Annotated in this window: 20 protein-coding genes; 8 read left to right on the top strand and 12 right to left on the bottom strand. The window is 62.7% G+C overall.

The features are described from left to right. Positions 1-92: 92 nt before the first annotated feature. Both ACP154_RS05905 and ACP154_RS05900 read left to right on the top strand, forming a co-directional pair. On the top strand, positions 93-650 hold the full coding sequence (locus ACP154_RS05905; protein ID WP_107712105.1) for an ActR/PrrA/RegA family redox response regulator transcription factor: 558 nt from the start codon (positions 93-95) through the stop codon (positions 648-650). Between the two features lie 19 nt (positions 651-669). Continuing rightward, the gene (locus ACP154_RS05900) at positions 670-1,350 is read left to right on the top strand and encodes a DJ-1/PfpI family protein (protein ID WP_421860934.1); all 681 of its coding nucleotides are present in this window, start codon (positions 670-672) and stop codon (positions 1,348-1,350) included. On the opposite strand, the gene ACP154_RS05895 is transcribed toward ACP154_RS05900, so the two are convergent. Both ACP154_RS05895 and mmcB read right to left on the bottom strand, forming a co-directional pair. Next, positions 1,310-2,017, bottom strand: a complete 708-nt coding sequence (locus ACP154_RS05895; protein WP_421860937.1) for a hypothetical protein — start codon at positions 2,015-2,017, stop codon at positions 1,310-1,312. The genes ACP154_RS05900 and ACP154_RS05895 overlap by 41 nt on opposite strands. 63 nt (positions 2,018-2,080) lie before the next feature. Beyond that, positions 2,081-2,536 carry a DNA repair putative endonuclease MmcB gene (mmcB, locus tag ACP154_RS05890; RefSeq protein ID WP_421860941.1) on the bottom strand — a complete coding sequence of 152 codons (456 nt, stop codon included), beginning with the start codon at positions 2,534-2,536 and terminating at the stop codon, positions 2,081-2,083. A gap of 83 nt (positions 2,537-2,619) precedes the next feature. Between mmcB and ACP154_RS05885 the strand changes: the two genes are divergently transcribed. The 4 genes from ACP154_RS05885 to ACP154_RS05870 all read left to right on the top strand — a co-directional run bounded on the left by ACP154_RS05885 (position 2,620) and on the right by ACP154_RS05870 (position 5,448). Continuing rightward, positions 2,620-3,036, top strand: a complete 417-nt coding sequence (locus ACP154_RS05885) for a metallopeptidase family protein (protein ID WP_107712101.1) — start codon at positions 2,620-2,622, stop codon at positions 3,034-3,036. 21 nt (positions 3,037-3,057) lie between these two features. Continuing rightward, entirely contained in the window at positions 3,058-3,906 is an 849-nt protein-coding gene (locus tag ACP154_RS05880; protein WP_421861391.1) for an EamA family transporter, read from the top strand. Positions 3,907-3,982: 76 nt separating this feature from the next. Continuing rightward, entirely contained in the window at positions 3,983-4,672 is a 690-nt protein-coding gene (locus tag ACP154_RS05875) for a septation protein IspZ (protein WP_107712099.1), read from the top strand. 59 nt (positions 4,673-4,731) lie between these two features. Continuing rightward, complete coding sequence (locus ACP154_RS05870) at positions 4,732-5,448, top strand: DUF1223 domain-containing protein (RefSeq protein ID WP_421860945.1); 717 nt, start codon at positions 4,732-4,734, stop codon at positions 5,446-5,448. 3 nt (positions 5,449-5,451) lie between these two features. On the opposite strand, the gene ACP154_RS05865 is transcribed toward ACP154_RS05870, so the two are convergent. The 5 genes from ACP154_RS05865 to ACP154_RS05845 all read right to left on the bottom strand — a co-directional run bounded on the left by ACP154_RS05865 (position 5,452) and on the right by ACP154_RS05845 (position 10,447). Then, on the bottom strand, positions 5,452-6,015 hold the full coding sequence (locus ACP154_RS05865; RefSeq protein ID WP_421860948.1) for a DUF1579 family protein: 564 nt from the start codon (positions 6,013-6,015) through the stop codon (positions 5,452-5,454). A gap of 70 nt (positions 6,016-6,085) precedes the next feature. Then, complete coding sequence (locus tag ACP154_RS05860; RefSeq protein ID WP_421860951.1) at positions 6,086-7,117, bottom strand: DUF4340 domain-containing protein; 1,032 nt, start codon at positions 7,115-7,117, stop codon at positions 6,086-6,088. Beyond that, complete coding sequence (locus ACP154_RS05855; RefSeq protein ID WP_421860953.1) at positions 7,114-8,961, bottom strand: Gldg family protein; 1,848 nt, start codon at positions 8,959-8,961, stop codon at positions 7,114-7,116. Before ACP154_RS05855 ends, ACP154_RS05860 begins: the two co-directional genes overlap by 4 nt. Further along, positions 8,958-9,698, bottom strand: a complete 741-nt coding sequence (locus ACP154_RS05850; RefSeq protein WP_421860955.1) for an ABC transporter permease — start codon at positions 9,696-9,698, stop codon at positions 8,958-8,960. The genes ACP154_RS05855 and ACP154_RS05850 overlap by 4 nt, the downstream gene beginning before the upstream one ends. After that, complete coding sequence (locus ACP154_RS05845) at positions 9,695-10,447, bottom strand: ABC transporter ATP-binding protein (RefSeq protein ID WP_421860958.1); 753 nt, start codon at positions 10,445-10,447, stop codon at positions 9,695-9,697. Before ACP154_RS05845 ends, ACP154_RS05850 begins: the two co-directional genes overlap by 4 nt. A 330-nt stretch (positions 10,448-10,777) precedes the next feature. Here ACP154_RS05845 and ACP154_RS05840 point away from each other — a divergent pair, with 330 nt between their 5' ends. Next, on the top strand, positions 10,778-11,125 hold the full coding sequence (locus ACP154_RS05840) for a DUF2794 domain-containing protein (protein ID WP_107712093.1): 348 nt from the start codon (positions 10,778-10,780) through the stop codon (positions 11,123-11,125). 56 nt (positions 11,126-11,181) lie between these two features. On the opposite strand, the gene ACP154_RS05835 is transcribed toward ACP154_RS05840, so the two are convergent. After that, a complete protein-coding gene (locus ACP154_RS05835; protein ID WP_107713630.1) occupies positions 11,182-11,943 on the bottom strand; it encodes a Bax inhibitor-1/YccA family protein in 762 nt (253 codons plus the stop codon). A gap of 176 nt (positions 11,944-12,119) precedes the next feature. Here ACP154_RS05835 and thpR point away from each other — a divergent pair, with 176 nt between their 5' ends. Further along, positions 12,120-12,683 (top strand): RNA 2',3'-cyclic phosphodiesterase, encoded by a 564-nt coding sequence (thpR, locus tag ACP154_RS05830; protein WP_421860961.1) that lies wholly within the window; start codon positions 12,120-12,122, stop codon positions 12,681-12,683. A gap of 87 nt (positions 12,684-12,770) precedes the next feature. Here thpR and recF read toward each other — a convergent pair whose 3' ends face one another. The 4 genes from recF to rpsT form a co-directional block, all read right to left on the bottom strand. Beyond that, positions 12,771-13,937 carry a DNA replication/repair protein RecF gene (gene recF, locus ACP154_RS05825; protein ID WP_421860964.1) on the bottom strand — a complete coding sequence of 389 codons (1,167 nt, stop codon included), beginning with the start codon at positions 13,935-13,937 and terminating at the stop codon, positions 12,771-12,773. Next, positions 13,934-15,052: a DNA polymerase III subunit beta gene (gene dnaN, locus ACP154_RS05820; RefSeq protein WP_107712090.1), complete on the bottom strand. Its 1,119-nt coding sequence runs from the start codon at positions 15,050-15,052 to the stop codon at positions 13,934-13,936. The genes recF and dnaN overlap by 4 nt, the downstream gene beginning before the upstream one ends. 123 nt (positions 15,053-15,175) lie before the next feature. Then, positions 15,176-16,618: a chromosomal replication initiator protein DnaA gene (gene dnaA, locus ACP154_RS05815; RefSeq protein WP_421860968.1), complete on the bottom strand. Its 1,443-nt coding sequence runs from the start codon at positions 16,616-16,618 to the stop codon at positions 15,176-15,178. A gap of 456 nt (positions 16,619-17,074) precedes the next feature. After that, complete coding sequence (rpsT, locus tag ACP154_RS05810) at positions 17,075-17,344, bottom strand: 30S ribosomal protein S20 (protein ID WP_107712088.1); 270 nt, start codon at positions 17,342-17,344, stop codon at positions 17,075-17,077. Positions 17,345-17,448 lie beyond the last annotated feature (104 nt).

Below are 17,448 nucleotides of genomic sequence, written 5' to 3'. Positions count from 1 at the left end.
CCTTGATCTCATGGCGCCCTTTGCAGATCAGGGGCGAATGGGGCTAAATCATAGGCCTGATTTCTCGACCCGGTTAAAGGAGCCCGCCGGCCGTGACCGAACACACTGAACTGGACCTGCCCGAAGACAAGACCTTGCTGCTGGTCGACGATGACGAGCCCCTGCGCAACAGAATGGCGCGGGCGATGTCGAGCCGCGGTTTTGACGTCATTGACGCTGTTGGCACAGTGGCGGAGGCGATGAGCATCGCCCGCAATAATCCGCCCGCCTTTGCGGTGGTGGATTTGCGACTGGACGACGGAGACGGGCTGGACGTGGTGCGGGCGCTGCACGAAACCCGCGAGGATTGCCGCGTGATCATGCTGACCGGCTATGGCAATATCGCCACCGCCGTCGCGGCGGTGAAATCGGGCGCTGTGGATTATCTTGCCAAACCCGCCGACGCTGACGACGTGATGAAAGCGCTGCTGGCGCGTCCCGACGCCAAGCCCGAGCCGCCCGAGAACCCGATGAGCGCAGACCGTGTCCGCTGGGAGCATATCCAGCGCGTCTTCGAGCTGTGCAATCACAATGTATCAGAGACCGCACGGCGGCTGAACATGCACCGCCGGACCTTGCAGCGCATCCTCGCCAAACGCGCCCCGCGCTAACCTCTCTGGAGCTCCGCGCATGGGACGGACTGTCGGCTTCTTGCTGTTTGACGATCTGACCCAGCTCGACTTCACAGGACCGTTGCAGGTTCTCAACCGCTTGCCGGATGCTGAACTGGCGCTGATCGCCAAGTCAGATGGACCGGTGCGTTCAGATTGCGGCCCGTTCATCCTGCCCAATCACACGCTGGAGACCGCCCCTGATCTTGATGTGCTGTGCATTCCGGGCGGGTATGGCGTGGACGCGGTGATGCAGGACACGGCCGTGTTGGACTTTGTCCGTCGCCAGGCCGCGCAGGCGCAATACATCACGTCGGTCTGCACGGGCGCCTTCATCCTGGGCGCCGCTGGACTTCTGCGAGGCGTGCGCGCGACGACGCACTGGCGCTATCACGATCATCTCAAAGCCTTCGGCGCGATCCCTGTGAAAGACCGCGTCGTGCATGATGGCCGCGTCATCACGGGCGGCGGCGTGACAGCGGGCATTGATTTCGCGCTGAGCGTCGTAAAGGAGATCGCGGGTGAAGAGACAGCAGCCGCCATTCAACTCAGCCTGGAATACGACCCCGCCCCGCCGCTGAATTCGGGAACACCCGAGCAGGCGTCCGCTGAGGTGCGTGAGGCCGTGGAAGCGCGGATGGGGCCAAGGCTTGAGGCGTTCAGGGCTGTTCTGGACACGCTGGATCTGCCGACCGGCTAGAGCCGCCTGTCCAGTAAACCCGCTTGCGGTCAATGTCAGACAGGCCAGCGGCCAGCCCCTGCATCATCAGATCAGATGTCACCGTGCGAACTGGCCCGACCTCGGCGCCGGTCCCGTCAAGCGGCGTAATCTGAGTCACCCCCGATCCCAATTGATGTCGCCACAGCGCCAGCGACACCCAGGGCGCGTTATCGCGCAAGCCGTCATGGATCGCTTCATACAGCGCAGCCAAGCCCGCATCGGACGTGGTGACGTAGAGGCTATCAAGATTACCCATCAGCTTGCTGCGCTCCATCTGGCGCGCCGCATACGCGCTCTGATTGGTCTTGGTTTCAATGAGGCAGGCGCGCCAGAGCGATCCCTCGGGGCGCACGAAAACACCGTCAATCCCTTGCGGTCCGGCGCCGGGCTTGCCGTTCAAGACCGTCCAGCCTTGCGACGCCATCAACAGGGTGGTCAGCGCTTCACCGAACGCGCCCTGATCGTTAGATGCGACGAAATCATGGGTCCGCACGCCAGAAAAGCGCGGCAATGCCAGATCAGGCGGCGGATAAACGGGTCGCGGACTGATCTTTGGCGTCACACCCTGCACGGCGCGCCAAACCCAGCGCGCCAGCACTCCGCCGGCGATCGCCAGTGCGGCGCTCAGCCCCGTCAGCCAAACCATGCCCATCCGCTCGCCCCCTCGCACCCCAAAGCCATGCTAGCGCGCCTGGGCGAAGCGATCAGCCTAAATCGCGCGCAGGGCGCGCTCCGCCGCATTGCGTGCGAATTTCAGGGTCAACGCCTTGCGCCGGGCCGGGGCGAGCTTGGCGACCGGGCTTTCGCGCACCACCGCGCCGCCAAACCCGTCTGCAATGATCAAGCCCGCCTGTTCGGGCAGCATGTCAGCGGGGAAGCGATCTGACACGGCGAAATAGAAGCGGTCGCACCAGGCGAAATAATCAGGCCATTTCTCGTCGGTTCGAAAATCCTGAACACCGGACTTCACCTCGACGATCACCATCTCGCCCTTGGGGCCAAGACCGGCGAGATCGGCGCGTCGCCCGCAGGGCAGGGTAAACTCGGCGATGGCGGTAATGCCCAGATCCATCAGCAAACGCGCCGTGCCGCGCATCAGAAGACGCGCATCGTCGATTGCGGGATTGCTGGCGCGGGCGGTGGGGATGGGATCTGAAACAGCCATAAGCGCATTTTGTTCAACTTATGTTCTCGTGACAAGCCCGCGCTCCACTGGCGGGCCGCCTGTCGTCCTCCTATTTGACATCCATGTTCAAATCCACCGACCTCGCCCGCCTTACAGCGCCCGATGAAAGCCTGTTTCTTGAGATCGCCCAGAGCGCTTGGGACGGCCTGCCTGAACAGTTTCGCGCCTTGTGCGGCAATGTGGTGATCCAGACGCCCGATTTTGCTGATGCGGCGACGCTGTCGCATTTTCAGATGGAGAGCCCGTATGAGCTGACCGGGCTTTATCATGGCGTGGATCTGACCCAGAAATCCCTGCTCGATCCGGCAGCTGGGCCTGACTATGTCTTCCTCTATCGCTTGCCGATCCTGCTGGAATGGTGCGAGCGGGGGAATGTGACCCTGTCAGAGATCATCACCCATGTTCTGGTCCATGAGATCGGACATCATTTCGGTCTGTCCGATGACGACATGCACGCCATAGAGGACGCTGCGGACTGATCGGCGTATGAGCGGTGGGTGATGGAGACGATCCCGCCCCTCGCCGCGCTCGCTGCGCTCATCTCGGCCATGGCCCATGCGGGCATGGCGCTGTTCACCAAACGGGCCGAGGATACGCTGACCTTCCGGGCGGTCTCGATGGTTTTCTCAGCCTTGTGGCTGAGCCCGGTCCTTGTTCTGTTCCCGATCCCTGTCTGGGAGGCGTGGCGCTTTCTGTTGCTGGGCGCGGGGCTGATCTGGGCCTTCAACATGCTGATGATCTCCGCCTTCCGGCGTGGATCGATGAATCTGGTGTATCCGGTGATGCGCGGCGCCGCACCCGCCATCGCCGGTCTGTTCGCCTTTTTTATGCTCGGCGAGCCTTTGAGCCTGTCGGCGATATTGGGCCTGTCGGTCGCCTCCGCCGCCATCATCGCTTTCGCCTGGCCTGAAAAGGGCGGCGCGCCCAAAGCGGCGGCGTTGGGCTTTGCGCTGTCGGCAGCGGTGATGACAGCCAGCTATACCGTCAACGATGCATCCGGCGTGCGCGCGGCCGGGTCCGCACTGGTCTATGCCGCCTGGTTCTTTGTACTGAGCGCTCTGTCACTGGGGCTGACGGCTTGGGTCAGGCGCGGCGATCAGCTCTTCCATATGGCGCGCGCCGAGCTGCGGCGCGGCTTCTACGCCTCATTTTTCAACATCACCACCTATGGCCTCGCGCTTTACGCCTACGCCAACGCGCCGGTCGCGCCCATGGCGGCGTTGAGAGAGACGTCTGTGGTGTTCGGCGCCATCGTGGCGGCGGTGATCCTGAAGGAACCTTTAGGCCGCCGCCGCATTGTTCTGGCGGGGGTTCTGGCGCTCGGCCTCGCCGCCATTCAGCTCGGATAAGCGATCCGGCTTTCGCTAGCCGTCGTATTAGGGCAGTAAGAGAGCCTTACCCTCGCCATTTGCGGACACAGATTTCATGTCAGACGCCACGACCGACACCGCCTCCAGCAAGACCATTGGCCAAGGCTCCAAGCTTCTGGTGGATGTGGGGCCCGCCGCGGTCTTCATGATCAGCTACAATGTGGCCAAGCGCCTGGCGGAAGATCAGGCCATCTACTGGGCGACGGGCATCTTCATGATCGCCACCGCCGCCGCCGTGGTCTACGCCCTGATTACGCAAAAGCGCTTTCCGCCCATGCTGGCGGTGACCTTCGTCATCGTCACCCTGTTCGGCGGCATGACGATCTATCTGCAAGATCCGATCTTCATCTTCATCAAGCCCACCATCATCAATCTGATCTTCTGCTTTGCGATCCTGTTCAGCTTTGCGCTCGGCTTTAACGTCTGGAAGCGCCTGTTCGGCTCGATCTATTCCATGCCCGACCACGCCTGGGTGATGCTGGGCATTCGCTGGGCGCTGTTCTTCGCCTTCCTGGCGCTGCTGAACGAAGTGATGTGGCGGCATATCACCGACGCCAATGTGCCTGAAACCGTGCGCTGGTTTGCAGGGCTCGAACTGACCGAAGGCTTCTGGGTCAATTTCCGCTTCTTCGGCACCTTCCCGCTCTTCTTCCTGTTCGTGCTCGCCAATGTGCCCATGACGCTGAAATACGCCAAGGCGGCCGACGAGGACGGCGACAGCGACGCTGAAAAGCAGGACGCCTGAAACAGGCCATAACGGCCCTGTGATTATCACCGGAGCCGGATATGGGGTAATACGCATTTATGCTGACCTGGTTCTCCGTTCTGGCCCTTCTGTTTCAGGCCCCTTCCACCCCGCCCCAACCGGCGACGGAAGCAGTCGTGCGCCTAGCGCCGGAGACGGTGATTGTGGTGGAGCTGTTCACCTCGCAAGGCTGTCCGCTCTGTCCCGCCGCCAATGAGCTGCTGGCGGATTTTGGCGCGCGCGAGGATGTGATCGCCCTGGCCTGGGGGGTGAATTACTGGGACGCCTATGGCTGGGCCGACCAGTTCGCCATGCCCGAGTTCGCCGACCGCCAGAAAGCCTATGTGCAGGCCGGCGAGGCCATGCGGGTCTATACCCCGCACTTCGTCATCAATGGCGCGCCTGAACAGCTCCGCTTTGATACCGAGCGGGTCACGAGAGCGCTGGAAGACAGCGCGCCTGTGCCCGCAGCCCGCATCAGCGAAACCCAAGATGGCGCATACAGCCTGTCCCTTGAAGGCGAACGCACGACGCCGGCCGAAATCTGGCTGGTGGCCTACACGCCGGGGGTTGAGGAACGCCAGATCGAGAGCGGCCGCAACGCCGGCCTGCGCATGACGCATTTCAACATGGTCCGCTCGGTTGAAAAGCTGGCGGACTGGACGGGTGGAGACGCAGCGTATCAGCTGCCCGGCCTTTCGGACGACCTGGACGCTGTCGTGTTGGTGCAGGACGGCCCTGGCGGCCGTATTCTCACCGCCGCCCGACTGCCCTGACGCCTAGTTCGCGGGGGCGTAGTCCTGGTCGAAATAGAGCGTCCAGCTCTCGCCGAGATCCGCACTCAAATAAATGTCGAACTCATGCCCGTCCGCGTGCGTGAAATCATAGACCAGCTTGAAGTGGAGCTGTCCGCCCTCAATCGGATAGGAGGTGTCAGCTCGCAGATTGGTGGCGACCAGTCGGCCCGCATCATCAAAATCGCCCTCATAGACATCCAATAGCCCGTAGGTGTCGTCCATGACGCTCAAGCGATAGAGCGCGCGATAGGGATCATAGCTGAACAGGGTGCGCATATGGGTGACCCCGTCGGCGCCCAGATCAATACGGGCGTTCTCCTCAAGGCCGCGATCATTGAACACGAAGCGGGTCTGGGCGTCGCCCGCATCAAGCGCCTGCATGCCATCAGGCCCCATGACCTGTCCGGTCACCACCCAGTCGCCGGCCAGAGGCGCGAGCCGCGCCATCGCTTCGAGCTGCTGGTCAGAGACGCTGTCCTGCGCCAACGCGCCCGTGCTGAGCAGACACAGGGCCACCCCCAAACCGCCGACCTGAATCATCCCCATTCCCGCCTCCTGTCCGATTGTGCTGGCCTCACTGTGACGCAAGCCCGGAGCGGTCGAAAGTGAATAGGGGTTAATTCGTGGGCTCAGCCACCTGATCAAGGCCGCGGGTCAGGCGTTCATACGCGTCTTCGCTGACCCGGAACGCCCAGCCCTCGACCTGAGCGTTGAAATGATCCGCGCGCGGCCTCGCATCGTCCGCCAAAGCCGCCAGCTCGATACGCACCCAGCGCTCGTCGCCTTCGGCGAAAAACCGCATTTCATAGGCGAGGCCCGAAAACGTCACCGCGGCATGGCGCGCGACATAGGCCCCCACCAATTCCTGTTCGGGTTTGACATCGCGAAAGCGCAATTGCGCACCGGCGGTCGCCACACCATTGGCGGCGCCGGCGGTCACCAGACGCCAGCCGGACGGCTCGCGCAGCTCGTAATAGCGTTGCGCTTCGCCCGCTCGCATCACCCGCCAGCTGGGGCCGAACTCAGGCTGGATCTCGGCGCGTGCAATGGCGGACGCCTCGTGGTTCCAGAACCCTAACCCCATCCAGCGCCCCGGATCGCCTAGAAGCGCCGGGTCAATCACCGGGCCAGAGGCTGCATAGGCGCGTACACCGCCGGGCCGCCGCACATAAACCCCGTTCGAGCTGCGCAAGCGCCCGGTGATCAGATCAGCGATCAGATCGCCTTCAGCATCCAAGACCGTGATGCGCACACCCGAGCCCCCGGCCTGGGGGTCGCCCAGTCCCAGCCGGTCAAACTTGTCCGCGTCCCGGGTCATGGCTTCAGTAAAGGTCAAACCTTGCAGCATGGCGTCGAGCTCGGCGATGCGTTCGGCGCGGACGGGATAGTCTCCCCGGCTCGCCATCACCCAAGCCGCACCGCGCTTTTCCATCACGAAAGTATCGCCCGCGGTCTCAATCTGGATTCGCGCCGCCGCGCTGGCTTGCGCAGGCCAGCTTTCAACGACCGGGCCGGACACGTCAGGCGCTTGTCCGATGCGGGCGTCGCGCCAGACCACACCCCCGCCCAGACCCAGCAAAGATAGGGCCAGCACCAGCGCGATCAGGGCCTGAACGCCGCGGCGTGTATGAGGGGTGTGTCGGCTCATGCGCGCTGCCTCCGGCGCCAGAGAGCCGCGATGACGCCGAACACCAGAACGACCAGCGGCGGCAGCCACAAGGTCCACAGCAAAAGCCGGTTCTCCAGCGCATCGATCTCCACCCGAAAGCCGCGTTCAATTTCACGCAGGCGCTCACGCGCATCCAGAATTTGCAGGCGCAGGGCGTCCGCCTCGGCGGCGTCATCACTGCCCGCGCCGCCCAGCGCCGACGCCCGCCCCAGACGGGTCAGCTCATCCAGCCGTCCTTCCGCTTCGCTCAGCTCGGCTTGCAGCGTGTCCTGAAGCGTCAGATAGCGCGCCTCCGCCGCTGTGCGCAGAGCGTCCACACGCGTCATGGGACGATCCGAGCGCGAACGGGAGCGCAGCGAGACCAGCGCGCGGTCACCCGCCAGCCGATCCACAAGATTGAGCACCAAAGCCAGATTGTCCGCCACCACCTGCTCGCCCTGCACCGGATCAGCGCGCAGGAAGAAGGCGGGATCAAACAGGTCCACATCCGCCAGCACGATCAGCTCACCCGGCCCGGTGCTTTCATCCAGATGGGCGCGGTTGAGCGGCGCGCCATCCTCGGCGGGCGGCCCATCCGGAAACGCTGTCGGCAAGACCCCATCCAGCAGAAGACCGAGCGTCAAGGGCGCATCGGGATCCGCCTCAAAGCCGCGCATCAGCTCTTCCGGAGACGGGCTGGAGGCGGCGATATCGGCATCCAGACGCGCCGCTTGAGCGCTGGTGGAGAGAAGCGGCGTTGCGCTCAGGCCGGACTGGCTCTCAAAACCCAGAACGCCCGGCGCGCCCAGATTGACCGAGCGCGACAAGCCCGCAAGGCTGGGCAAGGTCTGGTTCAGGCCAGACGGCGGGACCGAGAACCATAACGGATAGGCGCGCATGCGGGTGCGACCGCCTTCAATGATCTGCACGGGCAAACCGGTTTCTGCATCCATCGCTACAGCATTGCGGTCATAGACCACGCCCCAGCTGGCGAACAGACGGCCCAGATTGGTCGCCCGCTGCGCATTGAGCGGCGGCAGGCCGTCCGGACCCGGCTTCAACGCCAGATGCGCCATGGGATCTACCGCGACCAGCGCTCGCCCCCGCGCCAGAATGAACTGATCAAGCAGATAAAGCTGGGTCTCGCTCATCACCGGCGGATGGATCACCAGCAGAGCGTCGGCGTCTTCGGGAATGGCGTCAAAATCGGGCTCAAGCCAGCTCAACTGATAGGTGGCGCCCAGTTCGTCAATGATGCGGTTGCCGCTGCGCCCGTCGCGATCCGGTGCGAAGGGCAGATCGGAAATGATCGCCAAATGGGGTGTGCGCGCGCGCTCGAGCTCCGCGATCAGGCGCACGATCTCATATTCCAGCCGGGCTTCGTCCTGGGGATCAAAGAAGGCGATGATGCGCGCCTCATCCACGGCATTGCGGCCGACCAGACCAAAAAAGATCTGCCCCCCGCCCTCAACCGGAACAGGTTGCAAACCCGCAGCGATAGCGGCGTCCTCATCGGGGGAGAAGGGCGCCGGATCAATTTCAGCAAGGCGCAAGGACCCGCCCGAGCGTGCGGCGAGGGTGCGCAACAGCTCACGCACCCGCGCGCCATAGGCCCGCACTTCGGGATAGCCGGCGGCGTCCGCGCGCGAATAGTAAAAATCAAGGCTCATCGGCTCATCGAGCCGGTCGAGCACGTCCTGCGTTCCCTGTGAGACTTGATAGAGACCGCGCTCGGTGAGATCGATCCGCGCGCCGTCGAGCACAATGCGAGAGGCCATGTTCAGCCCTGCAAAGCCCAGGATCAAGCTGATGATCATGACCCAGAGAAACCGGGTGCGGGTCATCGTCCGCCTCCCCGGCGCACATCAATCAGCGCCATGGCCAAGCCCAGCCCGAGCCCCATCAGGGAAAGAAAGTACAAGATGTCGGCCAGGCTGATCACGCCCCGGCGCAAGCTGTCAAACCGGGCGAGCGCCGACAGATCCGCCAACGCTTCGGCGACCGCACCCGGCAGATGCGCAGACAGTGCGTCCAGCACAAAAGGCGCGCCTGAAACCGTCACCAGAAAGCACGCGCCAGCGCCCAGCACGAAAGCAATCACCTGATTGGGGGTGGACGCGGACAAAGCCTGCCCCAGCGCCAGATACCCGCCTGCGAGCAAGAGCGCGCCCAGATAGGCGGTGGCGATGGCGGCGTTATCGGGGCTTCCCAGATAATTCATCGCCCCCCACATGGGGAAAGTCAGGATCAGCGCCAGACAGGCGACGCTGAGCGCGGCGAGAAACTTTCCCAGCACCATTTCATAAAGCGCGATCGGGCTGGCCAGCAGCACTTCCAGCGTGCCCCGGTCACGCTCCTCGGCCCAGGCGCGCATGGCGAGCGCGGGCATCAAAACCAGCAAGAGCCAAGGCATGTAATCAAACAGCGGGCTGAGATCGGCGCGGCCGGTGTCAAACAACCGGCCCACCCGCCAGGCAAAAGCGGGGGCCGCGAAAGCGAAGACCGACAAGAACACATAAGCCAGCGGCGTCTCGAAATACGCCGCCACTTCGCGCCGGTAGACCGCGATCAGACCCGTCATGACCGCGTCTCCCCGGCATCGCTGATCACAGGATCGGTCAGAGGCCGGGTGAGCACGCGGAACGCGCTTTCCAGACTGCCGCCCGCCATGCGCGCGACCTCGGCGGGCGTTGCGTCCATCTTGATGCGGCCGTCGGCGATCACCACGGCGCGTGAACACATCGCTTCCACTTCATCCAGCAGGTGCGTGGAAATCAAAATGGCTTTCTTGGGCGCCATTTCAGTGATCAGGGCGCGGACGCCGTCTTTCTGGTTAGGGTCGAGCCCGTCAGTGGGTTCATCAAGGATCAGAACCGGCGGATCATGGGCGATGGCCGCCGCCAGAGCGGCGCGGCGCTTATAGCCTTTTGACAAGGCGCCGATGGGTTTGTCCGCCATGGCCCCAAGTCGCGCCCGGTCGAGCGCCACCCGGGTCGCTTCATCCAGGTTTGCGCCCGAATATCCGCGCGCCCGCAACCCGAAGCGCACAAAACCACGCGCCGTCATGGAGGGATAGGCGGGCGCGCCTTCAGGCAGATACCCCAGATGGGATTGCGCGGTGCGGCGATTGAGATGGCAGTCGAAATCCGCAATCAGCGCCTGTCCGGAATCCGGCTCCAGACAGCCCGCCAGCATGCGCATGGTCGTGGATTTGCCAGCGCCGTTCGGGCCGAGAAACGCAACCACTTCGCCCCGCTGGACCTGAAACGACACCTCGTCCACGGCCAGATGGCCGGCAAAGCGTTTGATCAGGCGATCGGCGCGGATCATGGGCGAAGTATCATCCCGGCGGCGGCGGAAAAGAACGCATCAGGAGTAGCTTACCTCAACGCCTGACACCAGTGTTCTACAAGGCTCCCATGACCAAAGCCTGAAGATTTCTGTGTTGAGACTGAGCGGGGAAAGGTGTCGACCGACGCGAGCCTCCAGACCCGGGGGGCTGGGGGGGCTGTGAATCCAGATCAGGTGGCTTTGTGTGCGCCAGTCGACAGCTTTAAAGTGCTGACGGGGTTAGGCTGCGCAAGGACGAAAATAAGGCGAGATTGCGGCGCACTGTGAAAACTTCGTAAGGTCCGGACTAAAGGGTAAGACAGAACAGACATGGCATTAACTCCCCTTCCCACGCCCCGCCCCCGCGATGAGCGGGTGATGTTTCATCGCATTGAACTGGACCAAATCCTGAAGGTTTACGGGATGATGGTGGCGGGTGGCGAATGGCGTGACTATGCGATCGACGGGCTGAAAGATCGCGCCGAATTCTCCATTTTCCGCAACGCCGCAGAAGTGCCGATCTACCGGATCGTGAAAACGCCGGCGGACGCTCGCAAACAAGGCGCCTGGAAAGTGGTGGCGGCTGGCGGCGCCATTCTCAAACGCGGCCATGAGCTGACCAATGTGCTCAAGGTCTTCGACAGCCAGCTGAAGAAACTGAGCTGGAGCGGGTCCTAAACACAAAAAACCCCGGAGCGGCTGCTCCGGGGTTTTTGCTGGAAAGGCGGTGTCGCCTATTCGCGGTTGCCCAGCATCATCAGGATGATCTGGAACATGTTGATGAAGGCGATGTAGAGGTTCAGCGCGCCGTAATAGGTCAACACGCTCAGGGACCGCTGATCGCCTTGTGCTTCCACATAGGTCAGCTTCAGAGACTGGGTCTGCCAGGCGACGACGCCAGCCATCAGGCCCAGAATCGCGAACTGGATGATCCACTGCAGGAACGAGCTTTCCATAAAGAACACGTTCAGCAGCGAAATCAGCACCACGCCAATGACGCCCATCACCAGGAAGCTGCCCAGCGGCTGCAGATTGGTCTTCGTGGTGTAGCCAAACAGCGAGAGGCCGAAAAAGGCCGCTGCGGTGATGACGAAGGCCTGGGCAATGGTGCCGAAGGTGACGTTGATGGACCCGGTGAGCGTCTCCGCCGTCATGCCCGAGGTCGCCATCAGAACCCAGATGCCAAGGCCGGTGCCGATCAGCGAGACGACAGCCCAGTAGAGGACCGCCGCGCCCAGGGGCGAGGGGTTGCGCATGAAGAACATGGAGCCGAACAACAGGACGATCGGGCCGAACTGCACAACAAAGCGCAGCGGGGAGCCGAAGACCAATGCGGTCACCGGATCCACGGTGCCGGCCACATAGGCAAGCACGGCGGAGAGCAGCAGGCCGAGGCCCATCTTGTTGTAAACGCCCAGCATGAAGCTGCGCAGGCCGGCATCCACAGAGGTGTCGAGCGTCTGTGCGCCGTAAGCAGGGTGCGAGAACTGGTTCATGATGTCCTTCTCAACCAGAAATGTTGTCGCGCGCGTTTGCGCCATCGCGTGTGAATATCGGAGTTTTGCGCGCGGGTTTCAAGAGAAACCGGACACAGACATGCGCGATTATCCCTTATTCTTAAAGGGATTTCATCCGAGATGCAGAGCGCCTGCTTGACGAGATTTCTCTTCCCATGCCCCCTGCGGTCATGTCGCTTCGTATTTTCGCCGCCTTGCCCTTGCCAGAACCCGTGCTTGATGAGGCCTGCGCCCAGATGACCGGCGTACCCGGCGCCAATTGGCGGCCGCGCGAAAACCTGCACATCACCCTCTCCTATTATGGCGAACTGGACGAGCCCGTCATCGAGGAGCTCGATCTCGCTCTGGGTAAGATAAAGCTGGCGCCGTTCGAGCTGCGTCTGCAGGGCGCAGGGCGGTTTGGCGGCGGCGATCCCAGCGCGCTTTGGTTGGGGGTTGAACCAAACCCGGCCCTGACCGATCTCGCCCGACGTTGCCGGAAAGCGGCTCTCTCGCTTGGGATCAAGATGGAGACGCGCGCCTATCTGCCCCATGTGACGTTGGCGTATCTGAACAAGGACGTGGAGCCGGGCCGCATTCAGCGCTTTGAGCAGAGGCTGGGCCTGTTCAAATCCGAACCCTTCACCGTGGACCGCTTCCATCTGTATTCCAGCTGGGCGCGCAAACCCCATACGCCCAATCTCTACCGGATCGAGACCGAGTATCCGCTGATCGCGTAGCCGCGCTTACAGGTTGGGCGCTTCAAGTCCGAGCCGGCTTGCCATCCGATCAGACGCCATGTCTTGACCGGCAGCCTTGCTGACACGTCAATCCACGCACGCCGCATGGCCGTCTGACACTTCAATCGCCTGAACGCCTTCGCCAAAAGCCGAAAAGAGCGAGCGTTCCACCCCGGTCATGAAGGCCTGCACCCCCAGATCGAGCACGGTTTCCGCCAGGCCTTCGCGGCGGGCGGCGTCCAGATGCGCGCAGGCTTCGTCAAAAATCAGCACCGGGCCACGCCCGGAGAGCCGACGGATCGCCGCGGCTTGCGCCAGGGCCAGCCCCAACACCATGGATTTCTGTTCGCCGGTCGAGCAATCGGACGCCGGCTGGTCCTTGGCGCGATGACGCGCTTCAAGCTCGGTGCGGTGCGGGCCGGTCAACGCCCGGCCCGCCGCGCTGTCGCGCGGACGCACCCGAGCCAATTCGGCCATGAACCAGTCTTCAGCCTCCCCCGCCTTCATCCCTTCGGCGAGCTGAGCTTCCACAGCGCCATCCAAAGCCAGATCCGCCTTCGGGAACTGGCTTTCAGGCCTTGTATCAATCTCCTCCTGAAGCCGCGCCAAAGCGTCCAGACGCGCCGCCGCCAGCGCGACGCCTGACGCGGCCATTTCCGCTTCCAACGCGTTGAGCCAGTCAGGGTCCGCCCGGCCGCCTTCGGCGATGCGGTCCAGAAGCCGCTGGCGCTCCTTCATGGATTTCTCATAAGCGCTGGCCGAGCTGGCGTGATCCGGCGCCGCCGCGAGCACCAGACGATCAAAAAAACGCAGGCGATCAGATCGCGCCCCGGCCCAGAGCCGGTCTTCGCGCGGCGTCAGCCACAGCATGGGGATCAGGCGCGCCAGCTCGGTCTGGGTCGCAGCGGCGCCGTCCAGCTTGGTCCGGCGGCGGCTCGGCTGGTTGGGGTCCGCGCCTGTGGCGAGGCTGACCGGGCCTTCGGGCGTGATCGCCTCGGCATAGACCGCCCAGAGCGGATCAACGCCTTCTGACGTGCGACGACGCACGGCGTCCGCGCCCGCAGCGCGCAGACCGCGCCCCGGCCCCAGAAACGAGACCGCTTCGACCAGATTGGTCTTGCCCGACCCGTTCTCGCCAAACAGGGCGACCGGGCGCGCATCTAGCGTCAGATCAAGCCGGGCGTAATTGCGAAATCCGGTGAGCTTGAGCCGCGTAACGGCAGGCCCACCGGAATCAGGGCCGCTTAAGGTCACACCCGCAGCGGCATCAGCACATATTCCGCATCGGCATCGCCTGAATCAGTGACGCGGGTCGGTGAGCCGGAATCCGCAAGTTCGAAGATCACTTCATCGCCTTCGATCTGACTGGCCACGTCCAGCAGATAACGGGCGTTGAAACCGATCGTCATCTCGTCAGAGCTGTAATCAGCCACCAGTTCTTCATTGGCGGCGCCGCTTTCCGGATTGTTCACGGTGAGCGTGACCTGGCCCGGCGCGAGCGAGAGTTTCACAGACCGCGACTTTTCCTGGCTGATCGTCGCCACACGATCCACGGCCTGGGCGAAAGGCGCGCGGTCGATGCGCATGATCTTGTCATTGCCGCGCGGGATCACTCGCTCATAGTCAGGGAAAGTGCCGTCGATCAGTTTCGAGGTCAGCACCGCGGCGCCCAGCTGGAAGCGGATTTTGCCGTCCGACACCGACACATCCACATCACCGTCGAGATCTTCGAGCAGACGGCGCAATTCCTGGATCGGCTTTCGCGGCACGATCACGGCCGGCATGCCCTGAGCGCCGTCCGGCAGATCGGTTTCCGCCAACGCCAGACGATGGCCGTCCGTGGCGACCGCGCGCAGGGTCTTGCGACCTTCGCGCTCTGCGGCGTGCAGATGGATCCCGTTGAGATAATAGCGCGTTTCTTCGGTCGAAATGGCGAAGCGCGTCTTGTCGATCAGACGGGCGATCTCACTGGCGGGCGCAGTGAAACTGACCGCCAGATCCTCGCTCGGCATCACCGGGAAGTCGCCTGGCGGCAGGATTGGCAGGTTGAAGCGCGACCGTCCCGCCGACAGCAAGATGCGCGGATCATCGCCGCCCAGCTCCAACGTCACCTGGCTGCCTTCAGGCAGCTTGCGGGCAATCTCATACAGCGTGTGCGCCGGCGCCGTGATCAAGCCTTCTCGCTCCACCTGCGCTTCTGCTTCCTCCACAATCTCCATATCGAGATCGGTGGCGGTGAACCGTGCAAACCCGTCAGACGCGTTGATCAAAACGTTGGACAGGATCGGAATGGTGTTGCGGCGCTCAACGACGGCCTGAACATGGCCGAGGGCCTTGAGCAGGATCGCGCGCTCGATGGTGAGCTTCATATGTCGCCTCGAACAGAAAATTCAAAAGAGATGGCGAGAATCGCCTGATTTGGGTGCAGCACAATAGCCTAAAAAAAACGACCGCAAGAAGGGGTCTCGCGGTCGTTTTTTCAATCGGACTGCTTAACCGCGCAAGCGTCGCCGCAGCGCCTCGACATCTTCGGCCAGAACCGCGTCCGATGCGAGGGTCTCGGTGATCTTGTTCACCGCATGAATGACGGTGGAATGGTCACGCCCGCCAAAGCGCCGACCAATGTCGGGCAGGGACCGGGTGGTCATGGTTTTCGCCAGATACATGGCAATATGGCGCGGGCGGACCACCGCCTTGGTGCGACGCTTGGAGATCAGGTCATCCACTGTGATGGAGAAATAACTCGCCGCCGTTTTCTGGATGTCATCCACCGTGATGCGGCGCTCGGCCTTCACCGGCAGTTCCCCCAACGCGTCCTCCACTGTCTCCATGGTGACGGGACGGTTCATGTATGCGGTGCGCACGATGATGTTGTTCAGAACGCCTTCCAGCTCACGCGCCGAGCTGGTGACCCGCGCGGCGAGGAAATCGCGCACCGTCTCGGGCACGTCCAGATCCGGACAATGATTGCGCGCCTGGGCGATCTTGCAATCAAGGATCTTGCGGCGCAGATCGAGATCAGGGCCCTGCAGCTGACAATTGAAACCGCCCGCCAGGATGTTGCGCAGCCGATCATCGGACACGCTGAGCTTGGATGGCGCGCAGTGAGAGGCGAGCACCACCTGCTTTTCCGCACTGATCAGGGAAGTCACCGTCTGCAGGAACTCGTCTTCTGTGCGCGGTTTGCCGCAAATGAAGTGGACATCGTCGATCAGCAGCATGTCGCAATCGCGGACCAGATCCTTGAAGGGCTGGACGTCACGGGCGCGCAGGGCGGACTGGAACCCGTTGAGGAATTCTTCCGCGGTCAGATAGAGCACTTTCTTGCGCTTGCCGCTCAAAGAGGCCGCGTGCGCAATGGCGGCCAGAAGGTGGGATTTGCCCACCCCGTAATCGCCATGGAAAAAGACCGGGTTGAAGGGCGGCGCCTCTGCGCTGGCCACAGCGCGTGCAGCCGTCGCCGCCATCATGTTGGCCGACCCCACCATGAAGGTGTCAAAGGTAAAGCGCGCTTCGCGTTTGGCGTCGCTCTCCTCAATCGTATCCTCCACAAGCGGCAGAGCCGCCGTGTCCGACACGCCGCTCGCCGACAAAGCGGCGACGCTGACCGTATGCGATTTTTGAGACGCGAGCGATTTCTCCGTGCAAATCAGAATATCGCACGCATGCTCGGCCACGTTCGCCCACAAGGCGCGCAAACGCATGCCCACATTGTCTTCCACCCAGGAACGCCCGAATTCATTGGGACAGATCACGCAAACGCGTCCCGCAGCATCCAGCTCCACCCGAAGACGCGCGATCTCGGCCGCATAGACCAGATCCCCGCATTCCTCACGCAGGCGGGCGCGTACAGCGCGCCAGACGGCGACGATCGAGCTGGAATCCATCATGGCCGCACCATCACGTCGCGCCGTCGCATCTTGAGAATACCCCATATGCCCCAACCTTCATTCCACTCTGCGCGCCCTGGTAATCCCATGGTCACGGCTTTAATTTTGAACGCAGCTCTCCCGCACCGAGCACGCGTCAATCTGCGCTCAGCGACCAGCCTTTGGTCCGTGTGGGGACAACTCCGTCGAGGCCCTCAGGTTACCGTCACGAGCGAGCGAATCAACATGATTAACCCACGCATTTTCCGGATTCCGCGCTTGACAGGTTGATTCCTAAAGCAGGTCGGGCGTTTGGCGATCTGAAAAAAATTTCGCTGTTTTCAGGGCTTGCGTCCCGGCGATTTGATGATCTAGCGGCACCAGTAGAGAGGCGCGGAATACAGGAATTACCTTGCTGAAAAATATATACTTTTAAACTTGTATCAATATGAAGCAGAACAAAAAAGAACGCCCGCGCATTGCTGCGCGGGCGTTCTTTTTATTCCGTGTATGGAGCAGCGCTTACGAGGCGGCCATGGACTTCACGCGGGCCGACAGGCGCGACACCTTGCGTGCGCCGGTGTTCTTGTGGATGACGCCTTTGCTGACCGCTTTCATGAGTTCGGACTCAGCGGTGCGCAGAGCTGCGCGGGCCTGATCCTGATCGCCAGCGGCGATGGCCAGGTCGAGCTTCTTCACATAGGTCCGCATGCGCGTGCGGCGGGCTTTGTTCAGAGCGGTGCGGCGCTCAATCTTGCGCGCCATTTTCTTGGCGGAGGACGTGTTCGCCATAAGATCTCCAGATCCGTATGATCAAGGGCGCCTGGCCAGAGCCGGCCGCCGGGTAAAACTATGAGGCGCGGCGTATACCGGTCCCCGCAGGTGCGGTCAACAGG

The sequence above is a fragment of the Oceanicaulis sp. genome, assembly GCF_965249665.1.
In the GTDB taxonomy this organism is placed as follows: Bacteria; Pseudomonadota; Alphaproteobacteria; order Caulobacterales; family Maricaulaceae; genus Oceanicaulis.
The sequence above is the reverse complement of the archived record's forward strand: the minus strand, read 5'-3'. Positions and strand labels throughout refer to the sequence as shown.

Excerpts from the sequence above, each read along its gene's own strand:
- ACP154_RS05900 (WP_421860934.1), top strand. The coding sequence starts at position 670 with ATGGGACGGACTGTCGGCTTCTTGCTGTTTGACGATCTGACCCAGCTC.
- ACP154_RS05895 (WP_421860937.1), bottom strand. The coding sequence starts at position 2,017 with ATGGTTTGGCTGACGGGGCTGAGCGCCGCACTGGCGATCGCCGGCGGA.
- mmcB (WP_421860941.1), bottom strand. The coding sequence starts at position 2,536 with ATGGCTGTTTCAGATCCCATCCCCACCGCCCGCGCCAGCAATCCCGCA.
- ACP154_RS05885 (WP_107712101.1), top strand. The coding sequence starts at position 2,620 with ATGTTCAAATCCACCGACCTCGCCCGCCTTACAGCGCCCGATGAAAGC.
- ACP154_RS05880 (WP_421861391.1), top strand. The coding sequence starts at position 3,058 with ATGGAGACGATCCCGCCCCTCGCCGCGCTCGCTGCGCTCATCTCGGCC.
- ACP154_RS05875 (WP_107712099.1), top strand. The coding sequence starts at position 3,983 with ATGTCAGACGCCACGACCGACACCGCCTCCAGCAAGACCATTGGCCAA.
- ACP154_RS05870 (WP_421860945.1), top strand. The coding sequence starts at position 4,732 with ATGCTGACCTGGTTCTCCGTTCTGGCCCTTCTGTTTCAGGCCCCTTCC.
- ACP154_RS05865 (WP_421860948.1), bottom strand. The coding sequence starts at position 6,015 with ATGGGGATGATTCAGGTCGGCGGTTTGGGGGTGGCCCTGTGTCTGCTC.
- ACP154_RS05860 (WP_421860951.1), bottom strand. The coding sequence starts at position 7,117 with ATGAGCCGACACACCCCTCATACACGCCGCGGCGTTCAGGCCCTGATC.
- ACP154_RS05855 (WP_421860953.1), bottom strand. The coding sequence starts at position 8,961 with ATGACCCGCACCCGGTTTCTCTGGGTCATGATCATCAGCTTGATCCTG.
- ACP154_RS05850 (WP_421860955.1), bottom strand. The coding sequence starts at position 9,698 with ATGACGGGTCTGATCGCGGTCTACCGGCGCGAAGTGGCGGCGTATTTC.
- ACP154_RS05845 (WP_421860958.1), bottom strand. The coding sequence starts at position 10,447 with ATGATCCGCGCCGATCGCCTGATCAAACGCTTTGCCGGCCATCTGGCC.
- ACP154_RS05840 (WP_107712093.1), top strand. The coding sequence starts at position 10,778 with ATGGCATTAACTCCCCTTCCCACGCCCCGCCCCCGCGATGAGCGGGTG.
- ACP154_RS05835 (WP_107713630.1), bottom strand. The coding sequence starts at position 11,943 with ATGAACCAGTTCTCGCACCCTGCTTACGGCGCACAGACGCTCGACACC.
- thpR (WP_421860961.1), top strand. The coding sequence starts at position 12,120 with ATGCCCCCTGCGGTCATGTCGCTTCGTATTTTCGCCGCCTTGCCCTTG.
- dnaN (WP_107712090.1), bottom strand. The coding sequence starts at position 15,052 with ATGAAGCTCACCATCGAGCGCGCGATCCTGCTCAAGGCCCTCGGCCAT.
- dnaA (WP_421860968.1), bottom strand. The coding sequence starts at position 16,618 with ATGGGGTATTCTCAAGATGCGACGGCGCGACGTGATGGTGCGGCCATG.
- rpsT (WP_107712088.1), bottom strand. The coding sequence starts at position 17,344 with ATGGCGAACACGTCCTCCGCCAAGAAAATGGCGCGCAAGATTGAGCGC.